The sequence below is a fragment of the Nocardia sp. CA-290969 genome, from assembly GCF_050936135.1.
GTDB lineage: Bacteria > Actinomycetota > Actinomycetes > Mycobacteriales > Mycobacteriaceae > Nocardia.
Genome location: NZ_JBNJNJ010000001.1, coordinates 2462975 through 2477067, shown reverse-complemented (window position 1 = coordinate 2477067; position 14093 = coordinate 2462975). Strand labels below are relative to the sequence as shown.

The window sequence follows — 14093 nt, the reverse complement described above, 5'->3', positions numbered from 1 at the left end:
CCGGCAGTACTCAGCCCGACGAAGCGGCGCACACCCCTGATGCGCGGCGGCGGCCCGATTCGCCGTTCCCGGGTCAACGGAAACGTCCGGCACTCACCAGGTTTCGATCACCGGCGCCGGGTGCTCGGTGCGCCGCCACTGCTCGTTGACTCGCCCCAGCCGGTGCGCGGCGGCCATACCGCAGACCGCCGCGACCTTGTCGTCGCGGACTTCGAGGACCACCACACCGATCACGCGGCCCTCGGCCGTCGCGAGCATCGCCGGGGCACCGTTGACCACACCGGCGTGGATCGTCACGGGGGCGCCCACGAAACGGCGTTTGGCCGGGGTCGGTTTGAAGCCCGCGCGCAGCGTGCGCGCGATTTGGACGGGCGATGTCATGACCTGTAGCTTCGCGGCCAGGCCGGCCCCGTCGGAGACCGCGGTGGCATCGTCGGTCAGCAGGGCCACCAGGTGTTCGGTGTGCCCCGAAGAGGCAGCGGCGACGAATGCCTCCACGATCCGGCGGGCGGAGGCGCGGTCGGCGGCGCCGGCCTTGCGCCCGGCGGCGATCCGCTGCCTGGCACGATGTGTGTGCTGCTGGCTCGCGGCTTCGGTGATGTCGAGGATCCCGGCGATCTCGGCGTGGGTGTAGGAAAACGCCTCGCGCAAAACGTAAACGGCGCGCTCGACCGGCGACAGCTGTTCCATCAGCCGCAGTACCGCCAAGGTGACCGATTCGCGCTGCTCGACGGTATCGGCCGGCCCCAGCATGGGGTCGCCGTCCAGCAGCGGTTCGGGCAGCCAGGCACCGGACGCGCGTTCGTGCCGGGCCCGCGCCGAGCGCAGCCGGTCCAGCGACAGGTTCGTCACCACCTTCGTCAGCCATGCCTCGGGCACCTCGATCCGGTCCCGGTCGGCGGCCTGCCAGCGCAGAAACGCGTCCTGCACCACATCTTCCGCGTCGGCGGCCGATCCGAGCAGCCGGTACGCCAGCGAGGCCAGCCGCGACCGGCCGGCCTCGAAGCGTTCCACGGTGGCGGTGTCCACGATCGCCACTTTAGGCCGCGACCGCCTCGCCGCTACGCCGCACCGCGTCCGCCACGTGGACCTTGCGCGTGGGCAGGCCGTAGGTGGGATGGCGCAGGCTCCACGGTCCCGCCGCCAGGATGGCGGCCTTCACGTGCGCGGCCGGGCGACCCCGCAGGGCCCAGGTCCGCGACTGCTCCTCGCGGTCGACCAGCTGGAAGATCGCGTCCTTGCGGCCGAGGCTGATGTGGTTGCCGACGTAGGACAGCGCCGTCTGCGAGACCGGCCGGCCGGTGAGATCGCCGATGATCGCGGCCGCGGCCTGTGTGGCGGTGAATCCCGCCGACGCGCACGACATCGGCAGCGGCCGGCCGTTGTCACCGATCACGAAGGCGCTGTCACCGGCGGCGTACACCCCCGGATGCGAGACCGACCGCATCATCCGGTCCACCCGGATCCGGCCGTTCTCCTGCACCGCCAGCCCGCTCGCCGCGGCCACCGGATGCACCGAGAAGCCGGCCGCCCAGACGGTGGCGTCGGCGGGGAACACGGTGCCGTCGGCCGCGACCGCGCTGTTCGCCTCGACCCGTTCGACGGCGGTGTGCTCGTGGACCGCGATCCCGAACCGGTCGAATGCCTGCCGCAGGTGACGACGGGCCGCGGGGCCCAGCCAGCCGCCCAGCTCACCGCTGGTGGCGAGGGTAACCCGCAGTCCCGGCCGGGCTTCGGCGAGTTCGGTGGCGGCTTCGATGGCGGTGAGATTCCCGCCGACGACGAGTACGGTCCCGGTCCCGTCGAGTTCGTCCAACCGTGTGCGCAACCGCAGCGCCGACGGCCGCCCGGCGACATGGAAGGCATGCTCGGCGACCCCCGGCACCTCGTGCACGGCGGCGGTGCTGCCGAGGGCATACAGGAGGGTGTCGAACCCCAGCCGCTCCTTCCCGCCGTCCCCGGTCAGGGACACGATCCGCTCGTCCGGGTCGACGGCATCCACGCGCGCCACCCGCAACCGGATACCGGTGCCCGCGAACAGCTCCGCCAGCTCGCGCCGCGGCAGCTCGTGGCCCGCGGCGAGCTGGTGCAGGCGCATCCGTTCGACGAAATCGGGTTCCCCGTTGACGACGGTGATCTCGACCTCGTCGCGATGCAGGCGCCGGGCAAGCAGTCCGGCGGCGTAGGCGCCGGCGTATCCGGCGCCGAGGATCACGATGCGATGCAACATGGCGGTGCTCCTGTCTCGGTTCGTGTGCCCGAACCGATGGTTCGTGTGCACTGGCGAATTCTGATTCGCGTGCTCCTTGAACGGGACAGCGCACGAAACCCTGACAGGATCAGTATGTGATGTGGATCACTCCTCCGTGGCGGCTGCCCGCCGGCGCCGGAAAACCCGGCGAGCCCACGCGCGAATACGGGCGGCCCGCGGTTCCGGTTCGGCCGCCTCGGCGCCCTCCGCAGCGGCCACCGCCTGCGCGAACCGGGCCTGCAACTGTTCCCGGACCTCGTCCGGCGTGTACGCCCGGCGACGGCGCTCCGCGCGCACCACCACCACACCGGTGGCGACCACACCGGCCGCACCCGCCAAACCCAGCACCTTCCACCACCTCATACCGCATAGGCTACTTCTATGGCGGGTACGGATATCGATCTCGACCGGGCTGTCGAGATCACCAGAACGGGCGATATCTGGTTGTTCCGTGGACATTCCACGGCCGACCGGATGATCAGGATGACCACGAACAGTCCGGTCAACCATGTCGGTATGGCCGTGGTGCTCGACGATCTACCCGCCCTCATCTGGCACGCCGAACTCGGTCGCTCGCTCACCGATATGTGGTCGGGCACCACCCATCGCGGCGCCCAGCTGCACAATCTGCGCGACGCGGTACTGGTGTGGGCCAACCGATACGACCAGCAGGCCTGGCTACGCCAGCTCGATCCGCCGGCCACCGGCCCGATGGAGGACGGCGCCCTGCGCGCGATCGCCCGTCTCGACGGCACGCCGTTCCCCTCGACCGCGGCCCTGGCGGGACGCTGGTTCCGCGGCCGGATCCAGTTGCCGCGCCGCAAGTCCCGGCGTCCCGCGGCCCGCGAGGTCGAGAACGCCTACTGCGCGGAGATCGTGGCCGCCACCTATCAGGAGATGGGTTTGCTACCGCCGAAACGCAGCCCCGACTGGTACGACCCGGGCCGCTTCTGGAGCGGCGACCACCTGCGGCTCACCGGCGGGCATACGCTCGGCGGCGAGGTCGCGGTCCGCGTCCCGGCAGACGCGCCGAACTGAGCGCCGACCGGTTCTCATGACCACCCTGGCATTCCACCGCGCGATGCTGATCGCCGAGACCGACGCGTCGTATCGTCGGCAGCCCGGCCGTCATGCGGAACGCATTACGCCACCTCGCGGACTTGCCGGAGAACGTCACAGTTCAGGTGCTGCCCTTCTCGGCCGGATTCCCGCTCGGAGTTGCGTGTGGTCCGTTCACCGTTCTGGACTTCGACCGAGCGACCGGCGAGCCGCCCACGGTCTACGTGGAGGGATATAGGGGCAACATGTATTACGACATGGACAAGGCGGTCACCCACTACAGAGATACGTTCCGGAAGTTACAGCGGGTAGCGTTGCCACTGGCAGACAGCAAACAGATGCTTCGGCGGGTAGCCAGGGAGTACGAGCAGTGAATTTTGACCTATCCGGAGTCCGATGGTTCAAGAGCAGCCACAGCGGCGGGGGCAACGATTGCGTAGAGGTCGCACACCTCGGCGGAGGCATGGTCGGTGTCCGCGACTCCAAGAACCCGAGCGGCCCGGCATTGGTCTTCGCCCCCGCCCAATGGGACGCTTTCCTGACCGAAACCACCGCCCGCGCGTTCGAGCGACCGTAAGACCCCCTGCACCGCGTTCGACGCGGACGAGAGTATTCGCACACGGCGACAGTCGTGGAGCCACGCCGGAGGCAGGCGCCGACGGTCGACGTGTGCGGCGCCGGCCCCTGCGAAACCCGTGGTAGTCCTGCTTTCAGATGTGGACCAGGACCAGAAGGCTGAACAGGTAACCGTAGACAGTCGCGCCGGCGAAGAAAGCCCAGCCGAACACCGCGAACCGTCGAGCTCGTAGATGGAGTGCCGCCGCTATTGCCGCGGCCACCAACGGTGTCAGGACAAGGGCGTTCACCAGCCAGTGACCGATGTATGCCAGCGCTATCTGCACCACGGTCCAGAACGCCGCGCCGGCGACGATTCCGGCAACGGCTTGGAGTACCACCCACAGCGTTGCGGCAACAGTTCGGTTCACCGATAACCTCCTCCGCTCGCTCCGAGCCGGGAGCGTGGAGCCACCGCCGAAGGTACCGCAGCGGCCGTACTCGGCGGCGCCGTCCCGGTCGGGTACCGGCGGAGTTCCGAACCGGGAAAAATGGGCGCAGAATTTCTTCGCGAGTATGTCGATCCACCGGGTGCCCGTTCGTGTAGAGGGTGAACGCAACGACACAGGAGGTTCAGATGCCGCAGTACATGCTCAGCATTCACCATGACGACGATTACGCCCCCGGCGACGAGGAGATGGCGCAGATCGCCGCCGACGTGGACGCCTTGAACAAGGAGTTGGCGCAGGCCGGTATCGAGGTGTTCGGTGGTGGCCTGCATCCGGCGAGCACGGCGACCGTGCTGCGGGTCGGTGCCGGTGGCGATGTGCTGGTCACCGACGGCCCGTATCTGGAAACCAAGGAACATATCGGCGGGTTCTGGGTGATCCGGGCGGCCGACCTGGATGAGGCGCTGGAGTGGGGTCGCAAGGCGACACGGGCCTGCCACCTGCCCGTCGAGGTGCGGCCGTTCCATACCGAAGCGGAGCAGTGACCGGAACACCGGACGATATCGCGGTTGTGTTCCGCGCAGAATACGGCCGCGCCGTCGCGGTGCTGATCGGCCTCCTCGGCAGTATCGATGCCGCCGAGGAGGCGGTGCAGGAGGCATTCGCGGCGGCCGTGCGCACGTGGCCGGACCAGGGTGTGCCGCCCGGTCCGGCCGCGTGGATCATCACGACCGCACGCAATCGCGCGATCGACCGGCACCGCCGGGAAGCGCAGCGCGACGCCAAACACGCGGAGGCCGCGGTGCTGCACCACTACGACGAACCGCCGGATACCGGCGCGGTCCCCGACGAGCGGCTCCGGCTCGTCTTCACCTGCTGCCATCCGGCGCTCAACCGGCACGCCCAGGTCGCGTTGACGCTGCGGCTGCTCGGTGGCCTCACCACCGCCGAGATCGCGCGGGCGTTCCTCGTCGCCGAGCCGACGGTCGCCCAGCGAATCGTGCGCGCCAAGAACAAGATCCGGGTCGCCCGCATCCCCTACCGGGTCCCCCGCGATGCCGACCTGCCGCAGCGGGTCGATGCCGTGCTCGCGGTGCTGTATCTGATCTTCAACGAGGGCTATGCGGCCTCGTCCGGTACGGACCTGATCCGCGGTGATCTGTGTGCGGAGGCCATCCGGCTCGCCCGGGTACTCGCCGAGGCGATGCCGGACGAACCGGAGGCGCTCGGCCTGCTGGCGTTGATGCTGCTGACCGACGCCCGCCGCGACGCCCGCACCACACCACACGGGGATCTCGTTCCGCTGGCCGAACAGGACCGGTCGCAGTGGGACCGGTCCGAGATCGGCGAGGGTCTCGCCCTGGTGGCCCGGTGTGTGCGCCGCGGCCGCCCCGGGCCCTACCAACTACAGGCCGCGATCAACGCGCTGCACGCCCAGGCCCCGACGGCCGCCCGCACCGATTGGCCGGCCATCGTGCGGATGTACAACCTGCTGCTCGACGCCACACCGACCCCGGTGGTGGCGTTGAACCGGGCCGTCGCGATCGCCGAGACCGACGGGCCGGGTGCGGCATTGGCGATCGTCGACACACTCGACCTCGCCGGTTTCCACCTGTACCACGCCACCCGCGCCGAACTCCTGCGCCGCCTCGGCCGGTACGACGAGTCGGCCGCCGCCTACCGTGCCGCCCTCGAGCGCGTGGGCAACGAACCGGAACGACGGTTCCTCGAACGGCAACTGCACAAGGCCGCATCCGCTTCGTGATGCGGCCACGCCCGCGCCGATAACGAGTTGCGTGGAGCCGGCCGCGGCGGGCACAGTGTCGGCTTGTGTTGGCGACCGAGATCACGGTGGATGTGTCCGGCGGGGTGTTGTCGGGGCTGGACTTCGGCGGTGCGGGCACGGGGGTGTTGCTGGTGCACGGAAGTGGTCACAACTGTGTGGCGTGGTCGGAGGTGGCGGCGCAGTTGGTGCCGCACTGCCGCGTCGTGGCGTTCGATCTGCGCGGCCACGGACATACGGACGCCGATTCTCCGACAGCCGAACAGTATTGGCGTGACCTCGGTGACGTGGTGGCCGCTCTGGGCTGGGACCGGCCTGTCCTGGTGGGGCATTCCACCGGTGGATACGCCGTCACAGCGGCGACGGCCGCCGGGGTCGTCGATCCGGCGGCCTTGTGTGTGGTCGACGGTCTCGTCCTCGACGATCGTGCGACAGCGGTGCGCACCAACGCGCAGTGGCGAGAACCCGCGGCCGGCCGGCAGTTGCGGGAGATGTTCCGCTATGGGTGGCTCACAGACGAACGCGGAATGCTCGACTACATCGACCGGTGCACGCGGGAGACGGAAACGGATCCGCTCAACGCCGGTGCCCGCCCGGAGCTGGTGCGGGAGGTAATGCGCCGCTGCTTCGTACCCGGCCATGACGGTGGGTATGTGCGGCGGCCGACCGTGGAAGAAATCGCGCTCACCGCGGTGCCCGATCCCGAGGCGGACGTATATCCGAGTGTGGACGTGTACGAGCGGATCGAGTGCCCGATGACGATCGTGCTGCCCACGGACGGCTTCTACGCGGCGCGCTACGCCGAGGTCCGCGCGGTGGCCGGGGCCGGGCACGGCCGACGGTTGATCGATATCGACGGCGGCCACAACCTGCCGATGACCCGGCCCGCCGAACTCGCCGCGCTCATCTCCGACCTGGTACACCAGGTCGGCGCCACTACCGAATGACCGAGCCGGGAGGGCAGCTATGACACGAGAAGCCGATTTTCGCATCGTTCGGGAGTTCCCGGTGGCCGACGCCGCGGCGGGGCCCTACGGAATCACCACGGGTGGCGACGGCGCGCTCTGGATCACGCTGGCCCAGAGCGGCGAAATAGCCCGCCTGACCGTGGACGGTGCGCTCGACCGCTATCCGGCCGGCCCCGCCGGATGCCGGCCGACCGTTATCGCCGCGGGCGGGGACGACGCCTTGTGGTTCGCCCGGTCCGGCGACGACCATATCGGGCGTATCACCACCGACGGCGTCGTGACGGCGTTCGGCCTGCCGGCCGGCAGCGGCCCGTTCGGGACCTGCGCCGGTCCGGATGGGGCCGTCTGGTTCACCGAGATGAACACCGACCGGATCGGCCGCATCACGCCCGGCGGGCAGATCACCCACTTCGACCTGCCCGTGCGAGGCGGTTTCCCGTCCATGATCACCTGCGGCCCCGATGGTGCGCTGTGGTTCAGCCTCAACCAAGCCGCCGCCATCGGACGGATCGACCTCGACGGTGATGTCACCCGGTACCCGCTACCCGATGGGGGCGCACCGGTGGGCATCGCGTCCGGCCCGGACGCCCTGTGGTTCGCCGATATCGCGGCCGGGCGGATCGGTCGCCTCGACCCCGCGGGCACCATGCGGATGTTCCCGCTGCCCGATCCGGCGGCGAAACCCCACGCGGTCGTCGCCCCGGCCTCCGGTGACTGCTGGTTCACCGAATGGGGTGCCAACCGCCTCGGCCGCCTCGGCCGCGACGGCACCCTCACCGAATACGACCTGCCCACAAAGGAATCCGAACCCCACGGCATCACCATCGGCCCCGACGGCGCGGTGTGGACGGCCCTGGAGATCGGGGCAGTGGCCCGCGCGGCGCCCTGACCCCGCCCGGCGGCCGGAGCATCCCCGCAGGGGCCTGAGTGTGCGCGCGATCCGTGGGTATGGCATGCTGGGTGCTGGGTATGGGTTGTTGAAGTGATCGCCCGACCCGCAACAGGAAGTAATGAAACAGTATGTCGCAAGGCAGTGTGAAGTGGTTCAACGGCGAAAAAGGCTTCGGGTTCATCGCCCAAGACGGTGGCGGGCCTGACGTTTTCGTCCACTACTCCGCGATTTCCGGCTCCGGCTTCAAGTCCCTCGAAGAGGGACAGCGGGTCGAGTTCGAGATCGGCCAAGGCCAGAAGGGCCCGCAGGCGCAGGACGTCCGCGCCATCTGAGAGTCGTTGGTCCCGAAACCCGCGCTACGGCGCGGGTTTCGTGCTTTTCGGGGTCCGGTCCCCGAACTCCGTTCCATCGGCGGCGGGTGGCTGCAATCAGCGATTCCCCTCGTTCCTGACGCCCCGGCGGACTCTCGCCGCGGAGCGTGAAGGGTCCAGTAGCACATGACCGGCCCTGTACGAACGGTCCGGCTGCCCGGCATGCTCGTCATGTGATCCGACGTCTCGTGGCTCTGTTCGCCGGCCTCTGGTTGTACGGCTTCTCGATGGCCGTAATGATCCGCGCCGCAGTGGGTCTGGGTCCCTGGAACGTTTTCCACGAAGGTGTGACACGGCATGTTCCGATGAGCTTCGGGACGGTCACCATCGTGACCGGCGCCGTCGTGCTGCTGGCCTGGATACCGCTGCGGCAGCGGCCCGGTTTCGGCACCGTGAGCAATGTCGTCTTGGTCGGCCCGGCGGTGGACCTCGGATTGTGGCTGCTACCGCACTGGGAGTCGCTACCGGTCCGTGTGGGCGCTATGGTGCTCGCGGTGGCCCTCAACGCACTCGCCGGTGTGCTGTATATCGGTGCAGGGTTCGGGCCGGGGCCCCGCGACGGTTTGATGACCGGTCTGGTGCAGCGCACAGGTTTGTCGATCCGCCTGGTTCGAACGGCGATCGAGGTCGCGGTGCTGGTCACCGGCTGGATACTCGGGGGCAGCATCGGGCTCGGCACCGCGGTGTACGCGCTCGCGATCGGACCGCTGATGCAGGCATTGATTCCGCTGGTGAACGGATGGTTGCCGGGATTCGAGACCACCGCTCCGGCGCCGAATCGGTCATCGGCCGATACACGTGCGAGGGCATCGGAACCGGAGGGAGCCGGGTGCGGCAACACCGCCGTTCGCCCTGGTCCGTGAGTCGTGACGGCCGGCCGAGCCGGCGCGTTGGTCCCTTCGGCCGGGCGCGCACGACCTCCCGCCGTCCTTGCGCGGGCCTTCTGCCGGGGACCCGGACGGGAGTAAACTGAGCGTTCGCTGTTCGACCGCGCTGGGTGCTGCGACGGGGGATCGAAACGACCAGGACGTCTCCTATGGAAACCCGAACCGACGAAATCGCCGACGGTATCTACCGGTTCTCCACCTACATACCCGAGGTGGGGCCCACCGGGTTCACGTTCAATCAATTCTTCGTCGACGCCGACGACCCCTTGCTGTTCCACACCGGTATGCGTGCCCTGTTCCCCTTGGTCTCCGCGGCCGTCGCGCGGATCAGGCCGGTCGAGAAGTTGCGGTGGATCACCTTCGGGCATGTGGAGGCCGACGAATGCGGGGCCATGAACCAGTTCCTCGCCGCCGCCCCGCGCGCCGAGGTCGCGCACGGCGAGGTGGGCTGCCTGGTGTCGATCGACGATCTGGCCGACCGGCCACCGCGGCGGCTGGCCGACGGTGAGGTGATCGAGCTGGGCGACCGCCGGATCCGGCATCTGGACACCCCGCACGCACCGCACAACTGGGAGGCGCGCGTCCTGTACGAGGAAACCACCGGGGTGCTGTTCTGCGGTGACCTGATGACGCAGCTCGGTGACGGACCGGCACTCACCGATGCGGACCTCGTCGAACCCGCGACGGTCGCCGAGGACGTATTCCACGCGACCTCGATCGGCCCCGCCGTCCCCGCGGCGCTGAATCGGCTCGCGGAACTGCGGCCCACGACCCTGGCGGTGATGCACGGCTCCGGTTACACCGGTGACTGCGCGCAGGCGCTGCGCGATCTCGCGACGGTCTACCAGGAGCGGATACCGCAGTGACCGCCCGGTCACCCGCCGGCTGCCGGGCTCGCCTCTTCCGGCGGCCGGACCGGCGTCGATGAGGGTGGCGCACGGCTGCCGGCTCACCGGCCGGATCCGGCTCGTTATTGACGGAAAATAGTTTTGTTGCAAAACTGACCCGCCATGGGAATCGTGATCGTCGGTGCGGGTATCGGTGGGCTCTCCGCCGCCTTGAGCCTGCACGCGGCCGGGTTCCGGGATATCGGCGTGTACGAGCGCGTCGGCAGCCTGCGACCGCTCGGCGTCGGAGTCAACCTCCTCCCCCACGCGGTGCGGGAGCTCACCGAACTCGGGCTCGGTGCGCGGATGGCCGCGCTGGGGGTGGCGCCGGGAACGCTGAGCTACTACAACCGGTACGGCCAGGAGATCTGGTCGGAACCGCGGGGTCTCGCGGCCGGTTACCGGTGGCCGCAGCTGTCGGTGCATCGTGGCCGGTTACAGCTGGAGCTGCTCGCCGCCGTTCGGGAGCGGCTGGGCGACGATGCCGTGCACACCGGGCACCGGCTGATCGCCGCGGAACCGGCCGGCACCGCCCGATTCCACACGGCCGCAGGCGAAGTGGTGGTGCATGCCGATCTGATCATCGGCGCCGACGGTATCTATTCGGCGGTGCGCCGCCGGCACCGGCCGGACGAGGGTGCGCCGGTGTGGAACGGCCTGACGTTGTGGCGCGGTACCACCCGGGCGCCGGGGTTCCTCGACGGCCGCACGATGATCATGGCCGGTGACGCGCAGCAGAAATTCGTCGCCTACCCGATCGGTGACGAGATCAATTTCATCGCCGAACGCCGTACCGGCGGCCCCGGTGACGCCGCCGATCGCCAGGTCGACTGGAACCGTGCGGTCGACCCCGCCCCGATCGTGGACCTGTTCCGGGATTGGCGTTTCCCGTGGCTGGATGTGCCGGGCCTGCTGTCGGCCGCCGGGGAAATCCTGGAATACCCGATGGTGGACCGGGATCCGCTCGACCGCTGGACCTACGGGCGCACCACGCTGCTCGGCGACGCGGCCCATCCGATGTACCCGAACGGCTCCAACGGCGCCTCCCAGGCGATCCTCGACGCCCGGACTCTCGCCTACCGGCTGGCCACCGCCGGTTCCACCGACGCGGCGCTCGCGGCCTACGAACAGGATCGGCGGCCGGCGACCACCGCACTCGTGCTGAGCAACCGTCAGCAGGGCCCCGAACAGGTCATGGTGCTCGCCCACGAACGGGCGCCGGACGGGTTCGCGCATATCCACGATATCGTCTCCCCGGCCGAGCTGGCCGAGATCGCCACCGGTTACAAGAAGGCCGCCGGATTCCACCCCGATGCCCTCAACACGCGGCCGTCACTGACCCCGCCACCCGCCGAACGCCGCCTCGACCCGCTGGAAGCCGCTTCGTGACCGAACTGGACGCGGCCCGGCTGGCTGCGGTGATCTCCCCGCTGCGCCGGACCCTGCTCGCCGCGGCGCGGGCCGCCGAACAGCTGCCGGAGATCCCGGACGCGCAGATAGAGGTCATCCGCGCGCTGCCGGCGGGCACTGTCACCACCTCCGGCGAACTCGCCCGGCAACTCGGCCTGAGCCGGTCCACGGTCAGCAACCTACTCACCACGATGGAGGCGGCCGGGCTGATCGACCGCCGCCCCGGTTCCGGTGACCGCCGCCAGGTCGAGATCCGCACCACCGCACGCGCCCACGACCTGTTCACCCGTTTCGACCTGGCCAGTAGCGCCCTCGTCAGCGCCGCCGCGGCCACCTTGAGCGATACCGACCGCGCTGCCCTGGCGGCCGCACTGCCCGCGCTGGAACAGCTGCGGGCCGCACTGCACGATCTGCGCACCCCCGAGGACACCGAATGAACGCACTGCGCCGGCGCTTTTCCCGATGGATGCAGGCGCGGACCATCAAGGGGCTCGTCCCCGGCCCGCACGATATCGCCATCCAGAAGAACCTGCGGGTACCGATGGACGACGGAGTCGAACTGCTGGCCGACCTGATCACCCCACTCGGCGAGACCGATCCGCGACTGCCCACCGTCGTGATCCGCGGCCCGTACGGCCGCAGCGGGCCGGTCGCGAACCAGGCCCGGGCGCTGGCCCGCGAAGGTTTCCGGGTGCTGTTCCAGAGCTGCCGCGGCACCTGGGGGTCCGGCGGTGTGTTCACCCCGCAGGTCGACGAACAGCGCGACGGGATCGCAACCCACCGCTGGGTGCGACAGCAGCCCTGGTGCACCGGCACGGTGGCCACCTTCGGCCCCAGCTATATGGGCTTCACTCAGTGGGCGGTCGCCGGGAAACTCCAGCGCGACGACCCGGCGCTCGCGCCCGACGCCCTCTGCCTGCTCGTCACCATGCCCGATTTCGGGGCGATCACCTGGGAGAATGCCGCGTTCTCGCTACGCAACGCACTCGGCTGGACGCAGATGATGGACCGCATGATCCACCGGGAAATGCTCGCGTTGCTGCTGGGACAGTTGCGCCCGGACGCCGAGCTGCGCAAGGCATTCGATGCGCTGCCACTGACCGACGGCGATATCGCCGCGAACGGCCGGCGGGTGCACTGGTATCAGGATTGGGTCGGCCACGAACGGCTCACCGACGACTACTGGACCCAGCAGTCGCATACCGCCACGGTCCCCGACGTCACCGCGCCCGTCTACATGATCAGCGGCTGGTACGACATCTTCCTGCCGTGGCAGCTGCGCACCTACGCCCAGCTCGCTGCGGCCGGGCGACCGCCACGGCTCACGCTCGGACCGTGGGGACACCTGTCCCGGGGTATGGGCGCACCGGCGATCAGCGAAACCGCCGAATTCCTCCGGGAACATTTCACCGCGGCGCCGAGCTCGCGCGTCGCACCGGTGCGCGCGTATCGCACCGGCGGCGGGCAATGGCACGACCTGGAATCGTGGCCGCCGCCCGGTACGGCCACCGACGTCCTGTACCTGCGGCCCGCGGGCGGGCTGGGCCGTGATCGCCCGGACGGCGGTGTCACGAGCTATGTCTACGATCCGGCCGATCCCACCCCCGCCCTCGGCGGGCCCAGCCTGCAGCCCGATTCGGGTCCGGTGGACAATGCCGGGCACGAACGCCGGGCCGATGTCACGGTATTCCGTGGCGAGCCGCTTTCCGCCGCGGTCACGATCGCCGGAGAACCGGTGGCGCGCATCCGTTTCCGGTCGTCACAACCGAGCGCGGATCTCTTCGTCCGGATCTGCGATGTGCATCCGGACGGCCGGTCGATGACCGTCTGCGACGGTATCCGCCGCATCGGTAGTATCGCCACCGTGGATACCGATCCGCCACCCGATCCGGACGGTTTCCGGGAGGTCGAGGTGCGGCTGTGGCCGACCTTCCACCGCTTCGCGGCCGGCCACCGGATCGGCGTGCAGATCAGTTCGGGTGCGCATCCCCGGTACGCCCGTAATCCGGGCTCGGGCGAACCGGCCGCCACGGCCACCACCCTGCACCGCGCCACCCAGGAGATCTCGCACGATTCCGCGGTACCGTCGCGTATCGACCTGCCGGTGTGGTCGTCGTGAACGCCCCGGCGATACCCGGCCTGGAGCCGGCGTTCCGGGTAGAGGCCCGGCTCGGGGCGATGGAGGATCACGGCACGACCCGCGCCGGGCACCGCCGGGTCGTTCCGATCGTCGGCGGCACCGTCACCGGGTTGTTCGACGCGGAGATCCTGCCGGGCGGCGCGGATTGGCAGGTGGTGCGACCGGACGGCGCCATCGAGATCGATACCCGGTATTCCGCGCGGACCGCGGAGGGCGCGTACGTCTACCTCACCACGTTCGGTGTGCGCAGCGGCAGCCCGGAAGTGCTGGCGGCGCTGTTGCGCGGCGACCCGGTCGACGCGGCGGAGTACTACTTCCGCCTCGGTGTCCGGCTGGAAACCTCGGCCCCAGAGCTGGCCGAACTGGAACATACCATTTTCGTGGCCTCCGCCCTCCGGGACGCCGACCGGATCCGCTACACCGCCTACCGCGTCACCTGAG

18 protein-coding genes are annotated in these 14093 nt (G+C 69.6%); 14 read left to right on the top strand and 4 right to left on the bottom strand.

All coding sequences use genetic code 11. The features are described 5' to 3' along the window. Positions 1-93: 93 nt before the first annotated feature. From ACQEVO_RS11570 to ACQEVO_RS11560, 3 genes are all read right to left on the bottom strand, one after another. Complete coding sequence (locus ACQEVO_RS11570; RefSeq protein ID WP_432912027.1) at positions 94-1029, bottom strand: sigma-70 family RNA polymerase sigma factor; 936 nt, start codon at positions 1027-1029, stop codon at positions 94-96. A gap of 10 nt (positions 1030-1039) precedes the next feature. Next, a complete protein-coding gene (locus ACQEVO_RS11565) occupies positions 1040-2230 on the bottom strand; it encodes an NAD(P)/FAD-dependent oxidoreductase (protein ID WP_432912024.1) in 1191 nt (396 codons plus the stop codon). 126 nt (positions 2231-2356) lie between these two features. Further along, positions 2357-2614 carry a hypothetical protein gene (locus ACQEVO_RS11560; protein ID WP_432912021.1) on the bottom strand — a complete coding sequence of 86 codons (258 nt, stop codon included), beginning with the start codon at positions 2612-2614 and terminating at the stop codon, positions 2357-2359. Between the two features lie 18 nt (positions 2615-2632). Between ACQEVO_RS11560 and ACQEVO_RS11555 the strand changes: the two genes are divergently transcribed. The 3 genes from ACQEVO_RS11555 (at position 2633) to ACQEVO_RS11545 (ending at position 3887) form a co-directional block, all read left to right on the top strand. After that, entirely contained in the window at positions 2633-3289 is a 657-nt protein-coding gene (locus tag ACQEVO_RS11555; RefSeq protein WP_432912019.1) for a hypothetical protein, read from the top strand. Positions 3290-3360: 71 nt separating this feature from the next. Beyond that, entirely contained in the window at positions 3361-3684 is a 324-nt protein-coding gene (locus tag ACQEVO_RS11550; protein WP_432922588.1) for a Scr1 family TA system antitoxin-like transcriptional regulator, read from the top strand. Then, positions 3681-3887, top strand: coding sequence for a DUF397 domain-containing protein (locus ACQEVO_RS11545; RefSeq protein WP_432912017.1), 207 nt, complete (start codon positions 3681-3683; stop codon positions 3885-3887). The genes ACQEVO_RS11550 and ACQEVO_RS11545 overlap by 4 nt, the downstream gene beginning before the upstream one ends. Before the next feature lie 133 nt (positions 3888-4020). Here the strand turns inward: ACQEVO_RS11545 and ACQEVO_RS11540 are convergent, their stop codons facing one another. Then, positions 4021-4296, bottom strand: coding sequence for a hypothetical protein (locus ACQEVO_RS11540; RefSeq protein ID WP_432912014.1), 276 nt, complete (start codon positions 4294-4296; stop codon positions 4021-4023). A 206-nt stretch (positions 4297-4502) separates the two neighbouring features. Here ACQEVO_RS11540 and ACQEVO_RS11535 point away from each other — a divergent pair, with 206 nt between their 5' ends. From ACQEVO_RS11535 to ACQEVO_RS11485, 11 genes are all read left to right on the top strand, one after another. Next, a complete protein-coding gene (locus tag ACQEVO_RS11535; protein WP_432912011.1) occupies positions 4503-4859 on the top strand; it encodes a YciI family protein in 357 nt (118 codons plus the stop codon). Then, a complete protein-coding gene (locus ACQEVO_RS11530; RefSeq protein WP_432912008.1) occupies positions 4856-6079 on the top strand; it encodes an RNA polymerase sigma factor in 1224 nt (407 codons plus the stop codon). The genes ACQEVO_RS11535 and ACQEVO_RS11530 overlap by 4 nt, the downstream gene beginning before the upstream one ends. A 65-nt stretch (positions 6080-6144) precedes the next feature. Then, positions 6145-7044 (top strand): alpha/beta fold hydrolase, encoded by a 900-nt coding sequence (locus tag ACQEVO_RS11525; protein ID WP_432912006.1) that lies wholly within the window; start codon positions 6145-6147, stop codon positions 7042-7044. A 19-nt stretch (positions 7045-7063) separates the two neighbouring features. Then, on the top strand, positions 7064-7954 hold the full coding sequence (locus ACQEVO_RS11520; protein WP_432912003.1) for a Vgb family protein: 891 nt from the start codon (positions 7064-7066) through the stop codon (positions 7952-7954). Positions 7955-8085: 131 nt separating this feature from the next. Next, positions 8086-8289, top strand: a complete 204-nt coding sequence (locus tag ACQEVO_RS11515) for a cold-shock protein (RefSeq protein WP_432912000.1) — start codon at positions 8086-8088, stop codon at positions 8287-8289. Positions 8290-8555: 266 nt separating this feature from the next. Further along, positions 8556-9191 (top strand): YczE/YyaS/YitT family protein, encoded by a 636-nt coding sequence (locus ACQEVO_RS11510; RefSeq protein ID WP_432922585.1) that lies wholly within the window; start codon positions 8556-8558, stop codon positions 9189-9191. 173 nt (positions 9192-9364) lie between these two features. Continuing rightward, the gene (locus ACQEVO_RS11505) at positions 9365-10081 is read left to right on the top strand and encodes an MBL fold metallo-hydrolase (RefSeq protein ID WP_432911997.1); all 717 of its coding nucleotides are present in this window, start codon (positions 9365-9367) and stop codon (positions 10079-10081) included. Between the two features lie 144 nt (positions 10082-10225). Then, positions 10226-11491, top strand: coding sequence for a flavin-dependent oxidoreductase (locus ACQEVO_RS11500; RefSeq protein ID WP_432911995.1), 1266 nt, complete (start codon positions 10226-10228; stop codon positions 11489-11491). Then, positions 11488-11949 (top strand): MarR family winged helix-turn-helix transcriptional regulator, encoded by a 462-nt coding sequence (locus tag ACQEVO_RS11495; protein ID WP_432911993.1) that lies wholly within the window; start codon positions 11488-11490, stop codon positions 11947-11949. Before ACQEVO_RS11500 ends, ACQEVO_RS11495 begins: the two co-directional genes overlap by 4 nt. After that, a complete protein-coding gene (locus tag ACQEVO_RS11490) occupies positions 11946-13631 on the top strand; it encodes a CocE/NonD family hydrolase (RefSeq protein ID WP_432911990.1) in 1686 nt (561 codons plus the stop codon). Before ACQEVO_RS11495 ends, ACQEVO_RS11490 begins: the two co-directional genes overlap by 4 nt. Beyond that, on the top strand, positions 13628-14092 hold the full coding sequence (locus ACQEVO_RS11485; protein ID WP_432911988.1) for a DUF3237 domain-containing protein: 465 nt from the start codon (positions 13628-13630) through the stop codon (positions 14090-14092). The genes ACQEVO_RS11490 and ACQEVO_RS11485 overlap by 4 nt, the downstream gene beginning before the upstream one ends. Position 14093: the final 1 nt, after the last annotated feature.

What these genes read in the sequence shown, in the direction of transcription:
- ACQEVO_RS11565 (WP_432912024.1), bottom strand. Translation starts at nt 2,230, where the DNA reads ATGTTGCATCGCATCGTGATCCTCGGCGCCGGATACGCCGGCGCCTAC.
- ACQEVO_RS11560 (WP_432912021.1), bottom strand. Translation starts at nt 2,614, where the DNA reads ATGAGGTGGTGGAAGGTGCTGGGTTTGGCGGGTGCGGCCGGTGTGGTC.
- ACQEVO_RS11555 (WP_432912019.1), top strand. Translation starts at nt 2,633, where the DNA reads ATGGCGGGTACGGATATCGATCTCGACCGGGCTGTCGAGATCACCAGA.
- ACQEVO_RS11535 (WP_432912011.1), top strand. Translation starts at nt 4,503, where the DNA reads ATGCCGCAGTACATGCTCAGCATTCACCATGACGACGATTACGCCCCC.
- ACQEVO_RS11520 (WP_432912003.1), top strand. Translation starts at nt 7,064, where the DNA reads ATGACACGAGAAGCCGATTTTCGCATCGTTCGGGAGTTCCCGGTGGCC.
- ACQEVO_RS11515 (WP_432912000.1), top strand. Translation starts at nt 8,086, where the DNA reads ATGTCGCAAGGCAGTGTGAAGTGGTTCAACGGCGAAAAAGGCTTCGGG.
- ACQEVO_RS11510 (WP_432922585.1), top strand. Translation starts at nt 8,556, where the DNA reads ATGGCCGTAATGATCCGCGCCGCAGTGGGTCTGGGTCCCTGGAACGTT.
- ACQEVO_RS11505 (WP_432911997.1), top strand. Translation starts at nt 9,365, where the DNA reads ATGGAAACCCGAACCGACGAAATCGCCGACGGTATCTACCGGTTCTCC.
- ACQEVO_RS11500 (WP_432911995.1), top strand. Translation starts at nt 10,226, where the DNA reads ATGGGAATCGTGATCGTCGGTGCGGGTATCGGTGGGCTCTCCGCCGCC.
- ACQEVO_RS11490 (WP_432911990.1), top strand. Translation starts at nt 11,946, where the DNA reads ATGAACGCACTGCGCCGGCGCTTTTCCCGATGGATGCAGGCGCGGACC.